General features: G+C 71.5%; 17 protein-coding genes. 3 read left to right on the forward strand and 14 right to left on the reverse strand.

Features of this window, described 5'->3' with window-relative positions; translation table 11 throughout:
* The 3 genes from G6O69_RS00005 to G6O69_RS00015 form a co-directional block, all read right to left on the reverse strand.
* On the reverse strand, positions 1 to 1,648 hold a 1,648-nt coding region (locus G6O69_RS00005; RefSeq protein ID WP_172301295.1), incomplete at its 3' end, for a carboxypeptidase-like regulatory domain-containing protein.
* Positions 1,648 to 2,805, reverse strand: coding sequence for a DUF294 nucleotidyltransferase-like domain-containing protein (locus G6O69_RS00010; RefSeq protein ID WP_176396528.1), 1,158 nt, complete (start codon positions 2,803 to 2,805; stop codon positions 1,648 to 1,650). The genes G6O69_RS00010 and G6O69_RS00005, both read right to left, overlap by 1 nt.
* Entirely contained in the window at positions 2,712 to 3,827 is a 1,116-nt protein-coding gene (locus tag G6O69_RS00015) for an HD domain-containing protein (protein WP_172301299.1), read from the reverse strand. The genes G6O69_RS00010 and G6O69_RS00015 overlap by 94 nt, the downstream gene beginning before the upstream one ends.
* 26 nt (positions 3,828 to 3,853) lie before the next feature.
* Between G6O69_RS00015 and G6O69_RS00020 the strand changes: the two genes are divergently transcribed.
* Positions 3,854 to 4,942 carry a hypothetical protein gene (locus G6O69_RS00020; RefSeq protein WP_172301301.1) on the forward strand — a complete coding sequence of 363 codons (1,089 nt, stop codon included), beginning with the start codon at positions 3,854 to 3,856 and terminating at the stop codon, positions 4,940 to 4,942.
* Between the two features lie 72 nt (positions 4,943 to 5,014).
* On the opposite strand, the gene G6O69_RS00025 is transcribed toward G6O69_RS00020, so the two are convergent.
* The 3 genes from G6O69_RS00025 to G6O69_RS00035 form a co-directional block, all read right to left on the reverse strand.
* Positions 5,015 to 6,277: an FKBP-type peptidyl-prolyl cis-trans isomerase gene (locus tag G6O69_RS00025; RefSeq protein WP_172301303.1), complete on the reverse strand. Its 1,263-nt coding sequence runs from the start codon at positions 6,275 to 6,277 to the stop codon at positions 5,015 to 5,017.
* Between the two features lie 67 nt (positions 6,278 to 6,344).
* Positions 6,345 to 6,620, reverse strand: coding sequence for a hypothetical protein (locus G6O69_RS00030; RefSeq protein WP_172301305.1), 276 nt, complete (start codon positions 6,618 to 6,620; stop codon positions 6,345 to 6,347).
* Positions 6,617 to 7,474: an NAD(P)/FAD-dependent oxidoreductase gene (locus G6O69_RS00035; RefSeq protein WP_172301307.1), complete on the reverse strand. Its 858-nt coding sequence runs from the start codon at positions 7,472 to 7,474 to the stop codon at positions 6,617 to 6,619. The genes G6O69_RS00030 and G6O69_RS00035 overlap by 4 nt, the downstream gene beginning before the upstream one ends.
* 191 nt (positions 7,475 to 7,665) lie before the next feature.
* Here G6O69_RS00035 and G6O69_RS00040 point away from each other — a divergent pair, with 191 nt between their 5' ends.
* A complete protein-coding gene (locus tag G6O69_RS00040; RefSeq protein WP_172301309.1) occupies positions 7,666 to 8,166 on the forward strand; it encodes an SRPBCC domain-containing protein in 501 nt (166 codons plus the stop codon).
* Between the two features lie 344 nt (positions 8,167 to 8,510).
* Here G6O69_RS00040 and G6O69_RS00045 read toward each other — a convergent pair whose 3' ends face one another.
* Genes G6O69_RS00045 through G6O69_RS00065 form a run of 5 tightly spaced genes read right to left on the reverse strand, consistent with a single transcriptional unit; the run spans position 8,511 to position 16,395 of the window.
* On the reverse strand, positions 8,511 to 10,805 hold the full coding sequence (locus G6O69_RS00045) for a hypothetical protein (protein ID WP_172301311.1): 2,295 nt from the start codon (positions 10,803 to 10,805) through the stop codon (positions 8,511 to 8,513).
* A 31-nt stretch (positions 10,806 to 10,836) separates the two neighbouring features.
* The gene (locus G6O69_RS00050) at positions 10,837 to 11,406 is read right to left on the reverse strand and encodes a thermonuclease family protein (RefSeq protein WP_172301313.1); all 570 of its coding nucleotides are present in this window, start codon (positions 11,404 to 11,406) and stop codon (positions 10,837 to 10,839) included.
* A complete protein-coding gene (locus tag G6O69_RS00055; RefSeq protein ID WP_172301315.1) occupies positions 11,406 to 14,279 on the reverse strand; it encodes a lamin tail domain-containing protein in 2,874 nt (957 codons plus the stop codon). The genes G6O69_RS00050 and G6O69_RS00055 overlap by 1 nt, the downstream gene beginning before the upstream one ends.
* 26 nt (positions 14,280 to 14,305) lie before the next feature.
* Positions 14,306 to 15,694 carry a thermonuclease family protein gene (locus G6O69_RS00060; RefSeq protein ID WP_172301317.1) on the reverse strand — a complete coding sequence of 463 codons (1,389 nt, stop codon included), beginning with the start codon at positions 15,692 to 15,694 and terminating at the stop codon, positions 14,306 to 14,308.
* Between the two features lie 5 nt (positions 15,695 to 15,699).
* On the reverse strand, positions 15,700 to 16,395 hold the full coding sequence (locus G6O69_RS00065; RefSeq protein WP_172301319.1) for a lamin tail domain-containing protein: 696 nt from the start codon (positions 16,393 to 16,395) through the stop codon (positions 15,700 to 15,702).
* A 526-nt stretch (positions 16,396 to 16,921) separates the two neighbouring features.
* On the opposite strand from G6O69_RS00065, the gene G6O69_RS00070 reads away from it, so the two are divergent.
* Positions 16,922 to 17,476 carry a heme NO-binding domain-containing protein gene (locus tag G6O69_RS00070; protein WP_172301321.1) on the forward strand — a complete coding sequence of 185 codons (555 nt, stop codon included), beginning with the start codon at positions 16,922 to 16,924 and terminating at the stop codon, positions 17,474 to 17,476.
* Between the two features lie 25 nt (positions 17,477 to 17,501).
* On the opposite strand, the gene G6O69_RS00075 is transcribed toward G6O69_RS00070, so the two are convergent.
* The 3 genes from G6O69_RS00075 to G6O69_RS00085 form a co-directional block, all read right to left on the reverse strand.
* The gene (locus tag G6O69_RS00075) at positions 17,502 to 18,329 is read right to left on the reverse strand and encodes a hypothetical protein (RefSeq protein ID WP_172301323.1); all 828 of its coding nucleotides are present in this window, start codon (positions 18,327 to 18,329) and stop codon (positions 17,502 to 17,504) included.
* A complete protein-coding gene (locus G6O69_RS00080; RefSeq protein ID WP_172301325.1) occupies positions 18,326 to 19,258 on the reverse strand; it encodes a DUF692 family multinuclear iron-containing protein in 933 nt (310 codons plus the stop codon). Before G6O69_RS00080 ends, G6O69_RS00075 begins: the two co-directional genes overlap by 4 nt.
* Positions 19,259 to 19,357: 99 nt before the next feature.
* The gene (locus G6O69_RS00085) at positions 19,358 to 20,059 is read right to left on the reverse strand and encodes a hypothetical protein (RefSeq protein WP_172301327.1); all 702 of its coding nucleotides are present in this window, start codon (positions 20,057 to 20,059) and stop codon (positions 19,358 to 19,360) included.
* Positions 20,060 to 20,249: the final 190 nt, after the last annotated feature.

Below are 20,249 nucleotides of genomic sequence, written 5' to 3' on the forward strand. Positions count from 1 at the left end.
TCGAAGCCGCCGTCCACCGACCAGACCAGACGTCGACCTCGACCCCGGGCCAGGCCGCTCCGGCGGCGTCCGTGGTCCGCCCGCGCAAGCTCGCGGCCGCCGGCAGGACCACGCGCAGGTCGTCGAGATCGCGGGCGCCGAGCTCGACGACCACGGGCTCGGCCGGGCCGGGGCGGTGGGTGGAGGGACCGAGCGCGATGGCGTAGCGCCCCGGCTCGAGGCCGGCGAACACGAAGTTGCCGCGCTCGTCGCTGTACTCGTCCTCGCGGCTGGCGAGCTCGGCGACCGAGCCACCAAGACGCGCGCGCAGGCGCAGCGGCACGCCGGGGATCCCCCGCCCGCGCTCGTCGACCACCTGCCCGCGGATCTTCAGGCCCTCGATCACCTCCCAGCGCAGCCCGCCGACGTGGTCGTCGCGGACCAGGAGATCGGGGTAGCGCGGGCGGGGGATCGCGTCGCGGCAGCTGAGCGCCACGGCGTAGCGCCCGGGGGGCACGCCGATCAGCTCGACGCGGCCGCGGGGATCGAGCTCGGCGTACTCGCCGTGCGCGCGGCTGTGCAGGCGCAGGCTCCCGTGGGTGCAGGGCAGCCCGCTCTCGACGAGCTCGACGCGACCGCGGACCGTGACCCCTGGGCGCACGCGGATCTCGAGCTCGGTGACGCGCTCGCCGAGGCCGAGGGCGACCAGGGTCTCGGCGTGGCCGTGGCGGTCCCGGGTCTTGGCCGCCGGCCGGTAGTCGCCGGGCTCGAGCGCGGAGATCCGAAAGCGGCCCTCGGCGTCACTGCGCACGTCGTAGCCGCTGCCAAAGTGTCCGCCCGGCGAGACCAGAGCGCCGGGCACCGGGGCGCCGTCGCGAGCGTCGACGACCCGACCCTCGAGCACGGACGCTGGCGCGAGCACGAGCGCCACGCCCTCGTCGGGGGCGAGCACCTCGCGCTGCCCGTGGACCTGCCCGCCGGCCCAGGCCACCACGGTTCGCGGGCCGCGGGCCGCCCACAGCTCGAAGCCGCCCTGGGCGTCGCTGCGGGTCACGGCCACGCCGGCGCTGGTGCTGTGGGCGGGGCCCAGGACCCAGACCAGGGCGTCGGCCAGGGGCGCGCCCGCGAGGTCGAGGACCCGCCCGCGGATCGCAACTCCGCCGCGACGAAGGCGGATGTCGACGTCCTCGCGCTGCTCGCCCGGGGCGAGGTCGAGGCCGATGCGCGCGCGCGGGTGCTCGGGATCCCTGCGCCGCTGAGCGATGAAGCCGCGCGCGCTGGCGTGGATGTGGGTCTCCACCGGCCACAGGTCTTCGAGGTGATAGCGGCCGCTGGCGTCGGCGCGGACGCAGCGAGGCGCGCCATCATCGAGGCCGCGCAGCGGGTAAGTCTCGGCGAAGGCGCAGACCTCCGCGAAGGCCAGGCCCTGCCCGCGCGGATCCAAGATCCGCCCGCTGACCCGAGCGCGCGCCCCCCTCGGCCCGAAGCGCCGCCCCCAATCCGAGCGCACGCGGCCCCGCTCGGCGCGGCTGTGCTCGCCGCCTCCCCGCTGGCCGCCGTCCTCGCGCGCGCCCAGCCGCCACCACCCCAGGCCCAGCCCCGCCGAGCTCACCAAGAGCAGCGCCGCGAGCACGACCAACCAGCCCGAGCCGCGCCTGCCCTGCTCCATCACAGCACGCAAAAACGCACGAAGAAGCGCCGACACCTGCGCAAGAGCAGCTCGACCACGTCGGCCGTGGCCGCGTCGAGGCGGTCGGCGTTGTCGTCGAGCTCGCGCCACACGGGCGAGCGCTCGCGCTGCTCGTAGCGCAGCCCCGCCAGCGCCTCGCGCACCTGCGGCTGGGCGATCGCGGCCAAGAAGCGATCGAAGCAGGCGAAGGGCTCGCGGGCCAGCTCGGGGGCGCCAAAGTGCTCGAGGGCGCCGGCCAGGCGCAGCAGCGACGGCCAGCCGATGTGCGCGCCCAGGGCCACGTCGCGGTCGCCGTCGTCGTCGATGCTGTCGAAGGCCCAGCACTGCAAGGCGAGGTTGGCGAGGTGCCAGAGCTTGCGGCTGTGGCGGAGCTTGAGCACGCGGATCCCCCAGCCCTTGTCGAGCTCCTCGACCTTGTGGCGATAGTCCACGCACAAGGTCCGGTAGTAGCGGTGCAGATCGTTGCCCAGCGAGGTCAAGAAGCGCCCGCGGGAGATCGTCGCGTCGGCGTAAGCGCGAAAGATCGCGTGCTTGGTGGCTCGCCCGGCCCCGCCCAGCCACGCGCCCTCGGTGAGCAGCAGCGCCCGGTAGGTCAAGCTGAGGTTGCTGTCGTTCTTGCCGCCGATGTTGCGGGTCAAGGTCCGCAGGTTCACGGCCTGGTCGAAGGTCTTTTGCGGGACGTCGAAGTCGCCAGCGTCCGCGCCGCTGAGCCGCGCGATGACCCGAGCGCGCAGGTCCTCGGCCTGCGCGCTGGCGAGGCGATCGCCGTCGTAGATGAAGGCGAGGTCGAGGTCGGAGACCGGCGAGGCCTCGAGGCGCCCGAGCGAGCCGAGGGCGAAGACCGCCGCCGCCCCGCCAGCGTCGCTGTCGGGCAGGTCCAGCCCGGCCAGGCGCGCGCGGGCCTCGTCCTGGCGCAGCCTCGAGTAGCGCTCGGCCGCGAGGATCGCCGGGACCTCGTCGACGCCCAGGCCCAGGCGCGGGAGCAGCTCGGCGAAGGCCGAGGGCGGGGACGCGGATGCGCCGGCGGAGCTCTCCTCGGCCATCAGATCTCCGGGGCCTCCGAGGCCGGCGGCTCGGCGAAGACCGCCGAGGGCAAGGGCAGGCGCAGCTGATCCCGGCGGCGCGAGACCAGCCACGCGCGGGTCTTCTCGTGGCGGTAGCGCTCGATCCAGCGCGACAGGCCGAGGCCCTCCTGGCCGGCCTCGGGCTCGATCGCCAGGTCGACGTAGTAGCGCTTGCGAACCCGGACCATCAGCGGCTCGCGCTCCTCCTTGGCCACGCGCTCGCCGTAGTCGGCCCGGACCCACAGCTCGTAGTCGCGGTCGTCACGATCGACCAGGGCCGCGCGCTCGAGGCCCTCGGCGCCCAGGCGCCGGCGCAGGGCCGAGTCGTCGAAGGCCTCGAGGCCGTGGAGCACCGTGGCGTCGATGTCCTGGGCGACGAGCTCGCACAGCCGCGCCTCGGCCAGGATGTTGGAGGGCAGGTTGATCACCTGATCGTAGACCCGGTCCTTGAGGCCCCAGAAGCGATCGACCGCGGGCAGGGCCGCGCGGCTGATGCCGAGCTCGTCGCCGACCCAGGTGAACACGCGCTCGGGCAGCCGCACGCTGCGGACGCGAAAGTCCCGGGCCGCGCGCTGGATGCCCTCGAGGGTGTCGAGGTTGATCGGCGCCTTGAGCAGCTCGGCGAGGGGCGCGAAGTCGGCGGGGAGCTCGGGGCTGCGATCGATGATCCCCCAGACCACGGCCGGATCGATGTCGAGCTGCTCGAGCTGCGGGGCCAGGGACTGGACGCGGGGGATCGGGCCGGCGCCCAAGATGATCCACCGCCCGACCTCGTGGTGGCCCGCGCCCAGGACCTTGGCGAAGGCCGGCTCGGCCGCGTGCGAGAGCGGGTAGTGGCCGACGTCGTGGAGCAGGCAGGCGGCGACGAACACCCGCGCCTTGGCCGTGGGCAGCGCGAGGGCCTCGGCGGCGTCGGCTGCCAGGGCCGCCACGCCCAGCGAGTGCTCGAGGCGCGTCGAAGCCCGGCGGCTGCGGGGGTGCTCGTCGAGGGTGCCCAGGAAGCTGATCCGACCCAGGCGGCGCAGCCAGGGGCTGTGGACCAGGTCCGCCCCGAGCAATTCGTGGACGCGGGCGCGCTGGCGGGCGAGGGCCATGGACGATCGACGGTAGCAGAAGGGGCGTGGTCCGGGCAGACTCCCGCGCCGTGGACACCTCGTCGCCCCCCGACACCGCCCCCTCCCCCGACGCCGCGCGCTCGTCGATCCTCCAGATGCGCCTGCGCGCGGCCGCGGAGCTCGGCTGGACGGCGACCTGCCTCGATCCCGAGACCCGCTGGCTGTGGCAGCTGCGCAAGGGCGGGCGCACGCGGGTGCTGGTCGCCGGCGTGTCCGCGGTCAACGACGCCGCCGCCGCGCGCCTGGCCTCCGACAAGTTCTTCACCGCCACGGTCCTGCGCGCCAACGGCTTTTCGGCCCCGACCAGCGCCCGCTGCCTCGCCCCCGGCGTCCACCTGCTGCCCGACGGCCACGATCGCTTCTCCGCGCAGCGCGGCCTCGCCCCGGGCCTGGCCTTCGCCGAGCGCGAGGGCCTGCCCGTGGTCGTCAAACCAAACCGCGGCTCGCGTGGCCGCGACGTGATCCTCGTCGAGCGCCTCGAGCAGCTGCCGACGGCCCTCGAGCAGGTCTGGGCCCAGGACGAGCTCGCCCTGGTCCAGCGCGCCCTCCCTGGCCTCGACCTGCGCGTCGACCTGCTCGACGGTGAGCTGCTCTTGGCCTACCTGCGCCGGCCGCTGCGCCTCGTCGGCGACGGCCGCTCCACGGTCCTCGAGCTGCTCACCGCCGCCGACGCCCGCGCCAGCGCCCCGGAGTTTTGCGAGCGCCTGCGCAAGGATCCGCTGTGGCGCGCGACCCTGGCCGCGGCCGCCCTCGACGACGCCTCGATCCCCGCGGCCGACCTGCGCCTCGACTTCCCGGCGACGATCCTCAACTTGAACCGCTGCTGCACCGCCGAGGTCCATGGCGAGCTGCCCGCCAAATGGATCGCGCTGTGCCGGCGGATCGCCGCGCTCATCGGCCTGCGCCACTGCGGCATCGACCTGCGCGTGCCCCTGTCCGACGATCCACTGGCCGGCGACCCCGCCGAGGCCGTGGTCCTCGAGGTCAACGCCTCGCCGAGCATGGGTCAGATCCACGCCATGGGCGCGGCCGCGCTGGCGTCCGCGGCCGAGCGCCGGGTGACCGCCGCGATCCTCGACGCGAGCTTGGGCTGAGCCGCTCGACAACGACAGAGCCCGCCGCCGGCGTCGCCGGGGCGGGCTCGATGGCGAGCGACGCTGCCGGCCTCAGCCGGCGTCGCCCTCGGGCGCCTTGGGCTTGGGCGGCCTCTCGCCACCCTCGGGGCCGCCCTTGCCGGGGCCCTTGCCGCCCGCGCCGGGGCCCTTGCCACCCTTGCCGGGACCACCTGCTCCGGGGCCCTTGCCGGGACCACCTGCGCCAGCGCCCTTGCCGGGACCACCTGCGCCAGCGCCGGGACCACCTGCGCCAGGCCTGCCGCCCGGACGCGCACCGGGAGGGCCACCCGCGCCCATGCCGGGCGGCAGCGGCTTGCCCTCGGTCACCGAGGTGATCTCGAGCAGGAAGACCAGCGTGGAGTTCGCGGGGATCCGGTCGCCCTTGGCGGCCGCGCCGTAGCCGAGCTCCGGCGGAACCACGAGCTTGCGCAGCATGCCCTCGCGGACGCCGACCAGGCCCTGAGAGAAGCCCGCGATCACGCCGCCGCCGCCGGCCATCGCCGACATCCCCTCGGCGCGGCCATGCGACGAGTCGAACTCCTTGCCGTCGCTGAGCATGCCGATGTAGTGGGCCTCGACCATGTCGCCCTCGGCCGCCTCACGGCCCTCACCAGCGACGATGTCGTAGATCTCCAGGCCGTTGTCGAGCTTCTGCGTGCGGACCGGCGAGCCCTCGTAGGCGGCGGCCGGCTGGGGCACGAAGGGCTCGGACACGCCCATGGCCTCGATCGTCACCACGATGTCGCCCATGGGCGGACGGTTGGGGGGCGCGTCCTTCTCGATCAGCGCGGCGGGGATGGTGATCTTGCGCTTGCCGCCGACCTTCATGCCCGACATGCCGTCGGCCAGGGCCTTGGAGATCGGGCTCTGCTCGCGGGCCGCGTCGTTGAGGACCAGCTTCGCGGGCTTGAGCTGCGAGCCCATGATCGCGCGGGCGTGGGCGGTGCTGTAGCCAGTGTAGCTGAACTCGACCTGCTTGCCCTCGACCACGACCTCGCCGTCACCAACGAGGTACTCCTCGACCACGACCTTGTCGGCGACGGTCTTGCTGCTCAGCGGCTCGCCGTCGAAGGGCGCCTCGAACTTGATCTCCGGGACCTCGACGCCGAGCTGCTTGCCCTGGGCGTTCACGATCCCCTCGGGAACGGGAGCTTCGGCCTCACCCTCGTGAGCCTCGCCCTCGTGGGCCTCGCCCTCGTGGGCATCACCCTCGTGGGCCTCGGCGAGCTGAGCCTCGATCTCGGCCGGGGTGAAGCAAGCGGTGGTCAGCAGGGCCCCAGCGAGGGCCACAAGGCGGATGTCGAGCTTCCTCATCGCGGGCGCACTTATAGACTTTTTTGTCCGCGGTGTAGAGCGCTCGGAGCGGAACATTTGCGCAGACTCACAGGTGCGCGAGCATCCGCGCCGTCGCGTCGCGCAGCCGCGGCATGCTCCCGGCCTGGACCATCATGTCCAGGAAGGGCGTGCGCAGCATGCCCCGGGCCAGACCGCCCGCCCAAAACGAGGGCAGGAAGGTCGCGGCGCAGCGCCGGGCGTAGCGCTCGAGGGCCTCCCGCTCCCGCGCCCGACCCGCCAAGACGTCGTGGATCGCCTCGGCGGCGAACATGCCGGAGCGCATGCCCTGGTAGATGCCCTCCCCCGTCGCAGGGTGCGTCATGCGTCCAGCCTCGCCGACCACCACCCGCCCGGGGTCCACAGGTGGCCCAGGCGATAGGAGTAGACGATCGGGTGGCCCTTCCACTTGCCGAGCTGCGTCGCGCCCTCGAGGCGGTCGCGGTAGTGCTTGGCCAAGAAGGCGCGAAAGATCCGCCGGGCGTTCTTGAGCTTGTGATCGTCTTGGTAGGTGATGCCGATGTTGACCCGGGTCTCGGTCTCGGGGAAGAGCCAGCCGTAGTAGGGCAGCGTCAGGTCATCCCAGATCATCTCGACGGTGTGCGGGCGGTAGTCGACGCCCTCCCACCAGCCCATGATCGCGTGGATCATCCGCTTGGGCCCCGTGGCCGTCGACAGGGTCGAGTGCGCCCCGTTGGCGACCACCACCCACTCGGCCCGAACCTCGCGGCCATCGCGGGCCTTGATCCCGATCCAGCGATCTCCGCGGACGATCGGCTCGCTGGCGGCGAAGCCCGGCAAAAATTTCACGCCCGCCTCGAGCGAGCGCTCGTGAATCTCGAAGTCCAGATCACGGCGCAGACAGATCGCCGCCGCGGCCTTCTCGCCCGCCGACACCAGGGCTTCGTGGCCGTCGCGGGTGACGATGCGCAGATCCGTGATCGGGTAAGTCAGTGGCTCGATCGAGTCCCAGATCTTCAGCTCCTGGAGCGTGGTGATCGCCCGGGGCGAGAGCCCGCTCCCGCAGGTCTTGTCGCGCGGGAAGTCGTGTAAATCGACGATCACAACGTCGTCGATGCCCAGCTGGGCGAGGTGGAGCGCCGTGGCCGAGCCCGCCGGGCCCGCACCGACGACGACGACCTTGGCATGGGTGACCGGGGCGTCCTCGTTGTCTTGCATCGCAACAAAAAATAGCGATGTTTTTTGCGCTGACGAGACGAAGCGGCCCGACCCATGGCCTGGATCACTGACACACCATGACCCGAGCCTGGATTCAGCGCACAGCCAAAACGCTGCTGCACCAGGCGTACTGCAAGACCAAGCGAGGGGGTCGTGTTGGGTTTCACCACGGGCTGCTAGAGTCCGCCGCGATGATCAGCCTGCGCCACACCCTCTACGTCGCCGCCCGCCCCGAAGAGCTGTGGGCCGCGCTCACCGAGGGCGAGCAGACTCGCCGCTACTACATGGGCGCCCGCGCCGAGTCGACACTCGAGGTCGGCGCGCCCCTGCAGATGTTCGGCGACCCCGCGCGCAGCGAAGACGACGACTCCCCCGATCCCGACCCCGACTCGCCGGAGTCCCGGGTGCTGGCGATCCGCGGAGAGATCCGCGCCTGCGAGCCCGAGGCCGCGCTCGCGCACAGCTTCGCCTTTTGTGACCTCGACGAGCCGAGCAGCGAGCTGCGCTGGCGCCTGAGCGTGCCCGAGGGCGCGACCAAGGTCGTCCGCCTGGACCTCGAGCACGAGCTGCCCGAGGGCTGCGCGGCCACGCTGGACCGAGTCCGCGAGGCCTGGCCCATGGTGCTGTGCGGGCTCAAGACCTGGCTCGAGACCGGCGAGGCGCTCGGCCTCGACGGACTGTCGAGCGCGTGAGCCCAACCCCAAAGCGGTCTAGTGTGCGCGGCAGAGGACTTGAAGGGTCCCAGGCGCCGGATCGCCGGTTGCTGACGAGGCGCGAGGAGGGAGTTTGTCGGGCACAAATGACTGACGAGCAACGAAGTCAGCGGCCGGTGCTCCAAGCCTGGGGCCCTTCAAGTCCTCTGCCGCGCACACTAGAGCGGCGATCGGTTTGAATTCGCACCGCCAGGCACATCTGGGCGGACCCGTGGTCGTTGTCGCTCGGCGCTCGCAGTGGGTCCACCACAGCTTCGGCCTCGCTCCTAGCCACGGAACCGCCAAGACGCACCTGACGGCGCGCCTTCAAGCTGATCGCCGCTCTAGAAGCGAACCTCGAGCTCCAGGCGCAGGCGGTGCTCCGGCGAGGGCGTGCGCAGCTCGGTGCTCGTGCGGTTGTCGAGCCACAGCACGTTGTCGTAGCGCAGCCGGGCCAGGAACACCTTCTTGAACACATAGGACAGATCGACGTAGGTCCACAGCGACTGCTCGTAGCGATCCGCGTCGCGCGGCGCGTCGTCGGAGTCGGGCTCGTCGTAGTACTTGGTCCGGTTGATGTCCTCGTGGAGGTAGCGCATGCGGCCGACGATCCGCAGGCTCCGCCAGGGATTGGTGCGCACGATCAGGTAGGCGGCCGCGTCCTGGCGCGAGCGCCCGTCGATGGTCACGTCGTCGAGGACCTCGTGCTGATACTGGGCGGTGATCGACAGCCGCTTGATCGGCTTGAAGGCCAGGCGCGCGGTGATCTGGCCGCTCTCGGCCAGGCAGCGCGAGCGGTAGTTGGGGTCGTCGTAGTCGAAGCTCGGGCGATAGACGACCTCGCCGTCGATGACCACGAACAGGCCCCCGCTCGCGGCGCAGCCCTCGGTCTTGCCGGGGCGCAGGTCCGAGCTGCGGTACTGAAGCCAAAGCCCCGGGCGGAACCAGGAATTGACGTCGATGTCGCTGCGCACGTAGCCGAGGAACTTGGGGATCTTGCGGCTCGGCGTGACCCAAAAGTCGACGGCGCTGCGCAGGTCGAGGCGGTCGGCGATCCGCCCGATGTAGCGCACCCGCCCGCCGGCCTCGTCGCGGGCGCGGTTGCCGTTGAACTCGTCGGCCTGGGCGATCGAGCCGGCGTAGGGGTTGGCGTAGTCGATGTCGTAGTAGCGCGCGCTGAGCTCGAGCTCGTGCTTGCCGAAGGTGCTGGTGTGACGAGCGACGCCCGCGAAGCCGCCGCCGCCATAGTCCGCGTCGCTGCCGACCACGCGCTGCATCGAGTCGAAGCTGCGCGCGAGCTCGACGGCGAGGTCCGACCACCGCCGGCCCCAGGCCATGTCGACGCCGACGGCCCCCCAGGCCCCGCCGAAGGGCGTCGACGACCAGTCCTGAAAGTCGAGCGTGGCGCCCTCGACGTTCCACAGCGCCGAGGCTCCGTAGCCGGTCACGCCCACGTGGGTGCGGCGGTCGTAGAACCAGGTGAAGTTCGCCCCGCCGAGGACCTCGTCGTAGACGTTGGGCAGGGTCTGGCTCTTGTGCGCCGAGGTCGGCGCGAGCGCGTCCTGGTCCTCGTCGAGGACCAGGAAGGCCGGCGCCGAGCAGGCGTCCTCGCTCGAGCGCGGGTCCGAGCAGGCGTCGGCGTCGTAGAGCTCGTACTGGTAGATCTGCCGGCGCTGCCACGAGCCGAAGCCGTAGAGCTGCAGCCAGCCCACGGGCACGTCGAGGTGCTTGGCCCCGATCGCCAGGCCGCGCTGGCCGTCGCGCCACTTGAAGTCCTTGGTCTCGTAGCTGTAGCGCGCCGCCCCGGCGCAGGGCGAGACCGCGAGCTCGCCGGCGCTCTCGCGGCAGGCGATGCCCAGGTCGTTGTCACGGTAGACCGCGTCGTCGAAGTAAAAGCCGTTGGGCGTGTAGCGATCGCTGGTGTCGAAGACCAGGCGCTGGCCGAAGCCCGCGCGGTAGGAGCCGACGATCACGCCCCAGCGCGAGGTGTCCCACTGGGCGAAGGCCTTGGGCACGGCGACCCGCGGGCGCGCGACCTCGGCCATCAGCGCGTCGCGGGTCGGATCCCACACCGGGTTGCCCGGGCGCTGGCGGGTCAAGAACGCGGCCACGCCCACGGTCAGGTGGCGCAAGGTCGTGACCCGGGCCTGGAGAGCCATGGGCGGGACCTTGGTGTCGCCGGCCGTCCACGCGGTCTGATAGCGGACCCAGCCGTGGGTGGCCGTGAGCCGGCTGCGCGGGTCGTTGGCCACGATGAAGGTCAAGATCGCCGCGAGCTTGCGCTCGCTCAGCGCCCCGGCGGCGGCGAGGTCGGCCGGGCGGTGGATGACCCCGGCCTCGGCGCGGTAGGCCAAGATCGCGTCGACCTCGTCGTAGGTCAGGTTGGGCAGGGAGTAGAGCTCTTCGCGGGTCGCCTCGTTGAGGTCGACGCCCCGGCGGCGCAGCTCGACCAGGGTGTTGAAGGTGTCCTCGGAGATCTGGTCGCTGATGTAGAGCTCGTAGAGCTGCTCCTCGTCATCGACGTCGATGAAGATCTCATACTCGATGGCCCAGGCCCGCGTGGGCGCGAGCAGGCACAGCGCAGCCAGCAGCAGGCCCGCGACGGTGATCCTCGTGATCCTGGGTCGTCGACTGTGCACGTGCTCGCTCGCTTCCTCGTGGTCTCGCGCCCTAGCAGGGCCTGGGCTCGCAGACGGCCCACAGGCCCTTGTCGAGCTGCTCGGCCGCGTACTCGAGGTCCTCGTAGCGCTCGAGCTCGTCCTCGCCGTTGGGGGGGATGTGCAGCACGCAGGCGTGGCCGCGCTCGACGAGCAGCTCGTTGATCACCCGGCCCTTGAGCTCGACGTAGGCGAGCAGGCGCCCGTAGGTGTCCTCGCACTCGACGTCGTAGCGCAGGCTCACGGTCTGGCCCTCGACGAGGTCCGTGTTGGCCTGGGCGGCCTCGGGACCCCAGCACTCGACGGCCGCGGGATCGGTGCTCTCGGGGGCGTCGATCATCAGGTAGCGCACGCGCTCGCCGCCCTCGAGCTCGACGGTGTCGCCGTCGATGACCCGGGCGACCACGGCCTCGCTCGGGCCGCAGCTCGAGCCGCCGTCCCCTTCGTCGCCCTCCTCGGCCGCGCAGCCCAGCCCAGCCAGCCCAGCCAGCCCAATCAGGCCGGCCGCGCACGCGACCCTCGCCAAGGTCCGAGACCCCAGCCGCGCCGCAGCGCTCGTCACCTGCTGGCCGACCGCGCGCATCACTGGCACTGCTCGTTGTCGGCCGCCGGCGTGCCGAGGTCGCCGTCGCCGTACTCGGCGACCGCGTAGCACCAGGCCGCGTCGGCGTTGTCGGCCGTGTCGTTGACGTCCGGGTCGTAGCTGCTCGGATCCAAGCTGGTGCTCTTGCCCGTGCCCACGCTGGTCCACGCGATCTCGTCGAGGAGCACGCCCTCGCTCGACACGAACAGGCTGCTGTTGCTGTTGGTCAGCCCGAAGCTGAAGGTCGCGTCGACGGCCGGGAGGCCGCCGTTGGTCGCCGCGTCGTCGTCGCGGGCGAGCAGCGCGGTCTCGCCGGCGGCGAGCGGGACGCAGTCGGCGACGTCGACCGTGGCCAGCGGGCCGTCGGCGAACACCCGCCCGAGCTCGAGGCCGTTGAGATCGAAGCTGGCCAGGGCGCGCAGCTCGAACCACTCGCCAGCGGAGTCACCGACCGCCGCGGGGTTGGCCATGAACTCGGAGATCACCACGTCCCCGGCGATCGGCGCCACGATGTCGCGCCACGCGTCGCCGTCGAGGCACTGCCCGTCCATGCCCCCGCCGCCCTCGCAGCTGGGGTTGACGTAGCCAGGGGTCCCGAGGTCGCCGCAGCCGTAGGGGTCGACGGCCGTGCACCACTCGAGGGTGTCGGGGTCCTGACTCGAGGCCGCCCCGGTCGCCGTGCTGACCCAGCTGACCTCGTCGAGGAGCACGTCGCCGTGGCCGATCTCGAGGTTGGAGTTGCTGTTGCTCAGCGAGAAGTTGGCCACGGCCGTCGGCGCCTCCTCGAGGCAGCTGGTCTCGAGCACTTCTTCGCGGGCGATGACCACGTAGCTGTCGGCCGCGATCTCGATGCAGTCCTCGCTGGTGATCGTGGTCGAGAACACCCCGCCCTTGCCGATCTGCAGCCCGTTGAGGTCGAAGCTCCCGCTCGCGTGGAGCTCGAACCACTCGCCGTTGGTGTCGGAGGCCGCGTCGGGGTTGGCCATGTACTCGGTGATCGTGACCTCGCCGGCCTCGGGCACGTCGAGCATGCGCATCAGCTGGGTGTCGGGGTCGAGGCACTGGCCGGAGTTCGAGCCCGCGCACTCGCTGTTGGCCGCGCCCGGGGTGCTGGGGTCGCCCTCGCACCAGTTGTCCGGGTCGTCGTTGTCGACGGTGTTGAGCAGCGCCGGGTCGAGGCTGCCGCTGACCCCCTCGACCACCGGTGAGAGCGGCGCGCGGTCCCAGATCGCGGCCTCCTGACCGTCGAGGGCGTAGCCGATCAGCAGGTCCGTGCCGCTGTTGTTGAGCGACACGCCGAATTCGTAGTCGACCTCGGGCAGCCCGCCGTTGACCTCTGGATCTGCGCTGCGCGCGATCAGCAGGTAGCTGCCCGCGCCCACGTGCACGCAGTCGTCGCCCTGAACGATCACGTCCTCGAAGTCGTCGGCGACCACGTCCTCGTCGGCGGTGTCGCTGGCGATCTTGCCGACCTGGAGGCCGTTGAGGTCGCCGGAGCCCGAGGTGAGCAGCTCGAACCACTCGCCGGTCGCGTCCTCGCCCGCCGGGTTGGCGAGGTGCTCGGTGATCACCAGGTCGCCGACGGCGAGCGGCTCGATGTCTCGCCACTCGCCGAGCTCGCCGTCGTAGCACTGGCCCTCGGGGCCGACGCCCATGCACTGGGCGTTGGCCGCCCCCGGTGAGCCGAGGTCGCCCTCGTCGTCCGCTTCGCCCGAGTAGGGCAGCGCGGCGTCGCACCAGTTGGCCTGGTCGTCGTTGGCCGTGGTGTCGATCGCGTCCGGATCGAGCTGGAGAGACTCGCCGTCCCCGGCCCCCTCCCAGTCGAAGAGATCGAGGAGCTCGCCCTGAGCGCCCAGCCACAGCGCGCCGTCGCCGGTCAGCGCCATCGAGGTCTGCCAGACGATCGCCTCCTCGGGCAGCCCGCCGTTGTAGTCATCGGCCGTCGGGTCGCTCTGGGTCGACTTGGCGATCACGTTGTAGCTGCCCGCGGAGATCGGGATGCAGTCCACGGACGCGACGATGTCCTCGGCCTCCTGGTCCTCGACGTCGCGGCCCATGGTCACGCCGTTGAGGTGAAAGTCGCCGTCGGCGTAGAACTCGAACCACTCGCCATAGTCGTCGGACACGGCGCTGGGGCTGGCCATGACCTCGGTGATCACCAGCTCCCCGGGCGCCGGGCGATCCACGGCCACGAGTTCGCCGTCGAGCATGCAGGTGTCCGAGGTCCCGCAGGGGTCGTTGGCCGCGCCGGGCGTGCCCAGGGCCTCGGGCCCGTCGAACTCGCTGGTCGAGTCGCACCAGCTGCCCAGGCTGTCGTTGGCCGCCGCGTCGGGGCTCAGCGCGCCGTCGAAGGCCCGCGAGGCGCCCGAGCTGGCCTCGTCGTAATAGATCTCGTCGACGGTCGAGCCGTCCTCGCAGCGCACCGCCAGGTAGCCGCCGCCGTTGCCAAAGTCGCCGAGCTCGTCGGCGTAGCCGTAGTCGACGATCGACTCCCCGCCGGCGAGTTCGTCGAGCACCCCGCCGAAGACCACGTACTCCCCGGCCCCCAGGCTCATGCTGCGCGCGATCGTGTGCGTCTTGGTCCCCGAGCCGTCGGCCTTGGCGTAGACCAAGGTCACGCCCTCGAGCTCGATCGCCGCGCCGCTGGCGTTGTAGACCTCGAGCCACTCCTGACCGTCGTCGCTGCCCTCGGGGTCGGCCATGACCTCGGTGATCACGAGGTCGCCAGCGAGCAGCGAGCAGTCGCCGCCCGCCTCGTCGGCGGACTCGCCGTCGTCGGAGGGGCAGCCGAGGGGGCCGAGGGCCGCGAGGGCAAACAGCCCAAAGGCGGCGCCAGTGCGGAGGCCGAGCGGGGTCTTTCGTAGGTCGCGCATGATCAAGTCCAAGCTCTCGAAGAATCTCAGTCGGCCGCGCCCTCGCCCTCGTCCGCCGGCGCACCCGGAGCATCGGCATCGGCATCCGCGTCGGCATCGGCATCCGCGCTCCCGACCTCGCCCGCGGCGTCGGCCGAGGTACCCGAGTCGGGGGAATCATGTGAATCAGGTGAATCAGGTGAGCCCGCGGATTCAGCGGAGTCGGATGGCTCGGGCGAACCGGAAGCATCGGGCGAGCCCGCCGCCGGCTTGGCCGACGCCGGCTCCTCCACCGCCTGCGCGTCGATGGCCTGGCCCTCGTAGACCATGTCGGGGTCCGTGTCCTCGGGCCGCCCCGGGGGCACGTAGTCCGGCAAGATCACCTGCTCGGGCACCTGGACCTCGATCTGCAGCTGACGCTCGCCGCTGCGGCGGTCGGTGTAGGCCGTGACCACGCCGCGCACGCGCACGTACTCCCCGCGGTAGTGATCGATCTGCGAGTCGACGAACACGTCCTCGTCCCAGAAGATCAGCGGGAAGTCGTCGAACATCCGCCGGCTGAGCAGCACGCGCTTGGGCCCGCGCTCGCCCTGGCGGATGTCGCCCACGGTCGCGAGCACCTCGACCTCCTCGCCGAGGGCCGCGGCCAGGCGCTGCTTGGCGTCCCAGTCGTCGAGGGCGATGTAGCTCGGGTCTTCGGCGGCGAGCTCGTCGAAGCCGGCCACGAAGCGCCCGCGCGCGTCCCACCAGGCCAGACGCAGGTCGTAGTCGGTGTAGCACTGGGCGCCCTCGGCCCAGATTCCGCGCTTGGCCGCCCGCGCCTCGTCTTGCGCGGCCACGAACTCGGCGTGGAAGCGGCGCGAGAACCCGTACTTGGCGAAGTAGGGGCTCATGCCCGCGCGCACGACCTCGACGTTGTAGTTGATCCACTCGCCGTCCTCGTCCTCGACGAACACGTAGGCGAGGTAGCGGTTGAAGCGGCCGCGGATCTTCTTGGGGTCGTCGCGCTCGAGCCGGACCCGGGTCACGCCGGAGAAGAAGTCCTCGGCCCAGTGCTTGGCGTCCATGCCCAGGGGCGTGGGCACCTTGATCGGCCGCGAGGTCTCGCCCTGCTTGGCCGCCAGGTAGGCCTCCCAGCCGACCTCGAACTCGCGCCAGGCCTTCTCGGACTTGAAGGTCTCCTCGGTGTCGATGGCCAGCAGGCGCAAGCTCGCGTCGAGGCCGTCGACCTTGATGGTGTCGCCGTCGACGACCGCGCCGGGCTGGAGCGGGAACTCCCCGAGCACCAGGCCGGCGTCGGAGAGCTCGAGCTCGCTGCGATCGAAGCGCGAGTCCGAGGCCGCGCAGGCCGTCAGCGCGAGGCCGCCGGCGCAGGCCGAGCTCAGGGCCGCGGCGCGCAGCCAGGCGCGCAGGCCCAGCTTCGGGCTCACTCGCATCGGGCTCACTCGCATCGGTTCGCCCTCCCAGGTGTGCCCGGCAGGCCGAGGCCGAAGAGCGGGTAGTCCGGGTCGGCCTCGAGATCGTCCACGCACCAGCACGCCCCGTCCTCGACGGCGTCGTTGCTCGCGGCGCTCGGCGGAGCCTCGGCGTTTCCGCAGGCCAAGGTCCCGTCGGCCGGGAGATCGTCGGCGGCGTAGTAGACCGAGTCGATCAGATCTTCGCAGGCCTCGAGCTCGATGAAGGCCGCGTCGTAGCGCAGCAGGTCCTTGGGGAAGACCGGATCCCCGCCATCCTCCGGGGCCGGATCCCCGCCGGAGATGTCCCAACCCAGCGCGTAGTCCATCCACGTCGGCGGGTCGTCGGGGTCACCGGGGCCGAGCACCGCGTAGCCGCCGGCCGCCAGGGGCACCGACTCGCGCACGAAGACCTCGAGCTCGTCGCCGCCGCTGCTGCGCAGGCGAATGACCATGCCCTGGAGATCAACGCTGTGATCCCCGGCGTTGTAGACCTCGATGTACTGGCCAAAGGTGTCGCTGGCGTTGGCCGAGACCCCGCGCAGCTCGGAGATGACCAGGTCGCCCTCCTCGACCACCGGACAGATCTCCGGCAGGGGCTCGCGGACGCAGGCCAGAGGCAAGAGCGCGGCGAGGCCGAGCGCGCGGGAGGCTCGACCGAGGGCTGGGGTCGAAGACGGCAAGCCCGGCGATTTTAGGGGCTCCAAGACACGACGAGCCAGCCACCAGGCGGGCTCACCGCGTTGCCCATCTTCGCCCCTCCAGACCATTTTGGCGGACGAGAGGCCCACAGTCCGCACATCGCGTGCGCGATCACGTCCGTGAACCCTCGGTGACGTCCCGCCTTCGCCCGGGGCGATCTCCCCTCCCCCGCGCCGCGCCGACGCCGGATCTCGAGCGTCACCAAGTCGCGCGGGGGGGCCACGCGAGAACAACGCTGCGGCCAGGGCGCGATCGCCACAGGTGCACGCCGACCTCCCCAAACTCGAGATCGATCTCCGCACGCACCAACCAAGCTCGCTGACCTGGGCGATGGCCTGGTCGCAAGCCTGGCTCCCGACGCGTGACGCAATTGTGGCGTGACCCCTGCCCCATTTGAACGATATGTCGATTCCTCCACTACCGGAGTCGTCGCTACGCCAGTATCACCTTGCAAAGCACAGTCTTCGCTAGCACGCTCACCGTGGTTGCGAGAGGCTCGGGGTCGACATGAAGGGCGCGTTTTTGAAGTGCATCAAGGAGCTGGTCATCACCCAACACGGTGAGGACCAGTGGACCAAGATCCTCGCGACTTCGAGCTATCCCTCGAACAAGCCGATCATGGCGACGGCCACCGTCCCCGACGAGCAACTCTTCGGCGTGATGAAGGAGGCTCGCAAGATCCTCCGCATGTCCAAAAACCAGTTTTACGACGCCTTCGCCGACTACTGGATCTGCATCTACGGCCCCCGGCTCTCCCCGCGCCACTACGACGAGGCGACCAACAGCCGCGAGTTCCTGACGATGCTCGACGACATCCACGGGCGAGCGCGACGCCGCATGCGAGGGGCCACGCCCCCGAACATCGAGATGCGCTGGCTCGACGAGGACACCGTCGAGCTCACCTACAACTCCGAGCGCGAGCTGATCTTGATGATGACGGCCCTGGTCCGCGCCCTCGGCCGCTACTTCGACGACGACATCGAGCGCGTCGACCTGATCGACGACAAGACCGTGCACGTGGGCTTCGTCAGCATCGCCGACGACGTGTCCGCGGCCGAGTGAGCTCCCCCCGGGCTCCGGGCCGCGCTCAGGTCCTGCGCTCGAGCAGCCCCTCACCGCATAGATCATCGAGGAGCTCGCCCGCCTCGCTCGCGTCCGCGCCGAGGCGGACCGCGACGGCGCACAGCTCGGCTCGGCTCAGGGGCTGCTCGGCGGCGCGCAGCAGGCCGACCAGGGACGCCGAGGCCCCGCCGATGTCCACGCTACCGTCGGCCTTGGCCTCGACGAGCAGCTGCTCTCGCCCGCGCCGCGGCGGCGGCTTGGGCCAGGGCTTTCGCCGCCGCGCCAGGGCGCGCAGCGGCTCGTCGCCCAGCTTGGCGCGCACGCCCTCGATCCAGGCCAGGCTGCCCGCGGGGACCTCGAGGGCGACGATGCCCCGGGCGCAGACCAGGCGCTCTCCCGCGCCCCCGGGGACCGCCGATACCGATACCGTCGAGTCCGCCGCCGCGCGCCGAGCCCGAGCGACGGCGGCCTCGATCGCCCCGGCCCCCTTGGCCCGGCTGCCCAGAAACTCGCCGAAGGCCACGACCATCGAGCCGCGCTCGAAGACGCAGGCGCGGAACACCGGCGAGGAGAAGAAGCGATCGACGGCGTCGACGCCCAGCGCGGCGGCGCTCGTCGGGTACTCGTCGAGGATCACCTGGAGGGCCCGAGCCCGGCGCATGGCGTCGGTGGCCAGGGCGCGGGGATCGACCTCGCGCAAGAGCGCGCGCTCGCCCTCGCTCAGCTCGGGCAGCGGGCCGCGAGCGCGGACGGCCTTGGCGTAGCTGGGGTCGAAGAGCATGCAGACCAGCCCCTGCTGGACCCGGCGGGGATCGACGCCCGACCCCTGTGACTGCTCCGGCTGCACGCTCACGAGCCGACCTCCCCACAGCCGGCGACTGCGGCGACTTCGGCCAGCGCCGCGGGCAGGCGCTCGCGGACCTGGGTGAAGAGCGGGGCGACCTCGGCGATCGCGTTGCGCTCGCACTCGACGACCACCGCCCGCAGGTTGCTCGCGCGCTCGAGCGCCGCCTCGGTGATCGCCCAGGTCTCGGCGAGGACCTCGATCCCGTGGTCGTCGTCGACCCAGGCCAGACCCTCGACCTCGCGCTCGCGCCCGCCCGCGACGTGGAGCTCGACGACGCGATCCCAGGGCAGCAGGTCGAAGCCATCGAGGGGATCGAGGCCGCGCGCGCGCTGAAACATGGCCAGGTGCGCGCAGTCGATCAGCAGCCCGGTGTCGGCGCGCTCGGCCAGCGCGGCGAAGAACTCGAGCAGGTGCAGCTCGCCCAGGAAGATCGCCCCCGGCGGGTTCTCGGGCAGGACCTCCAGGCCGGTCGCCTCGCGCAGCGCGACGATGCCCGCCGCCATGGGCGCGACGGCCTCGGCCGTGAGCACCGGCGGGAGCAGCAGCATCTGCCCGCGCTCCCGGGCCCCGAAGTGCCACAGCCCCGCGTCGCCGCACATCCACGCCGGGCGCAGGGTCTCGACGCAGTCGCGCACGGCGGCCAGCCACGGCCCGTCCGCGTAGTCCTCGGGCTCGTCGAGGTTGACGTCCAGGAAGTGATAGGTGGTCGGCCAGCCGCGCGACGCCCAGGCCTGGGCGTCGGCGTCGAGACCCTTGACGACCTCGACGCCGACCTCCAAGAAGCCCGCGAAGGCCGGGTGCTCCCGGCGCAGCTGCGCTGGATCCAGGGCGCCCTCGGCCTGGCTGGCCCCGTACTCGGTGCTCACCCCCAGGCCGAGCCTGGGCAGGGCCAAGACGCGCTCGAGGAAGCCCTGCTCTTGTCGGGTGGGCAGCACCCGCGGATGGTACTCCCTCCCCCGAGCGCGCAGAAGGCCGCGGACGAGCCCGCGGGAGGGCGTGTCAGCGCACGCCGCGAGCGACGCAGACCTGCTCGCTCAGATCGAGGTCCACCACCAGCCCTCGTCGCAGGACGCCTCGACGCTCACGAGCTGCGTGCGCAAGCAGTCGAAGCGCGCCTGGTCGTCCTCCTCCGCCAGGCAGGCTTCGAAGTAGGTCGCGTCCTCGAGCGCGCCGAGCTCCGCCTCGCTGACGTCCTGGCTGAGGTCGTAGACTCCCCAGACCCGGGAGATCGCCGATCCGTCGTCGAGGATCAGCGTGTAACCCTCGACCCGCTCCATCCCGGAGTAGGCGTCGTAGTCCCAGTGCAAGTAGCCCGGGGTCCGATCCCGCAGGGCCTCGAGCGCGCAGGTCAGGGCGTCCGGATTTTCCACCGTGAAGGTCGCGTCGTCGGCGAGGGTGGCGATCACGGTGTCGCACAGCTGCTCCCCGCAGGTCGGCAGGTTCGGATCCTCGGGGCCCGAGGGCATGTTGTCGTCCGTGTAGGGCTCGTCGATGATGCACGAGCAGCTCTCGGGCAGCTCCTCGCCCGTGGTCGTGTCCGTCTCGGTCTCCGTGTCCGAGTCCTCGCCCGTGGTCGTGTCTCCCGCGCTCTCCTCGGAGGAGCTCTCCTCGCCGTCGTCGCCCCCATCCCCGCCGTCATCCGTGCAGCCGCTCAGGACGGGGAGGCAAAGGCAGAGCACGGGCAAGAGCAGGCGGGCGCGCCCGCGAAGACCCTGGATATTCGAATTCATCGACATGGCTCGCCTCTATAGCTCAATTGCAGGAAACGCCCATTGCACTGCCAGTTGCGTATTCACGGCAACATCGCGGCGCAGCGAGATTCACAAAAACCCTTCCTTGGCTTTTTAGTTTCATCCCCCCACCCAAAACACAGCGGGCGACCCAATCGGGCCGCCCGCAGACGCTGTGTTCGAGACCGGGCGAGCC

This window comes from Pseudenhygromyxa sp. WMMC2535 (genome assembly GCF_011083025.2).

What these genes read in the sequence shown, in the direction of transcription:
- G6O69_RS00015 (WP_172301299.1), bottom strand. Translation starts at nt 3,827, where the DNA reads ATGGCCCTCGCCCGCCAGCGCGCCCGCGTCCACGAATTGCTCGGGGCG.
- G6O69_RS00025 (WP_172301303.1), bottom strand. Translation starts at nt 6,277, where the DNA reads ATGAGGAAGCTCGACATCCGCCTTGTGGCCCTCGCTGGGGCCCTGCTG.
- G6O69_RS00030 (WP_172301305.1), bottom strand. Translation starts at nt 6,620, where the DNA reads ATGACGCACCCTGCGACGGGGGAGGGCATCTACCAGGGCATGCGCTCC.
- G6O69_RS00035 (WP_172301307.1), bottom strand. Translation starts at nt 7,474, where the DNA reads ATGCAAGACAACGAGGACGCCCCGGTCACCCATGCCAAGGTCGTCGTC.
- G6O69_RS00040 (WP_172301309.1), top strand. Translation starts at nt 7,666, where the DNA reads ATGATCAGCCTGCGCCACACCCTCTACGTCGCCGCCCGCCCCGAAGAG.
- G6O69_RS00050 (WP_172301313.1), bottom strand. Translation starts at nt 11,406, where the DNA reads ATGCGCGCGGTCGGCCAGCAGGTGACGAGCGCTGCGGCGCGGCTGGGG.
- G6O69_RS00055 (WP_172301315.1), bottom strand. Translation starts at nt 14,279, where the DNA reads ATGCGCGACCTACGAAAGACCCCGCTCGGCCTCCGCACTGGCGCCGCC.
- G6O69_RS00060 (WP_172301317.1), bottom strand. Translation starts at nt 15,694, where the DNA reads ATGCGAGTGAGCCCGAAGCTGGGCCTGCGCGCCTGGCTGCGCGCCGCG.
- G6O69_RS00070 (WP_172301321.1), top strand. Translation starts at nt 16,922, where the DNA reads ATGAAGGGCGCGTTTTTGAAGTGCATCAAGGAGCTGGTCATCACCCAA.
- G6O69_RS00085 (WP_172301327.1), bottom strand. Translation starts at nt 20,059, where the DNA reads ATGTCGATGAATTCGAATATCCAGGGTCTTCGCGGGCGCGCCCGCCTG.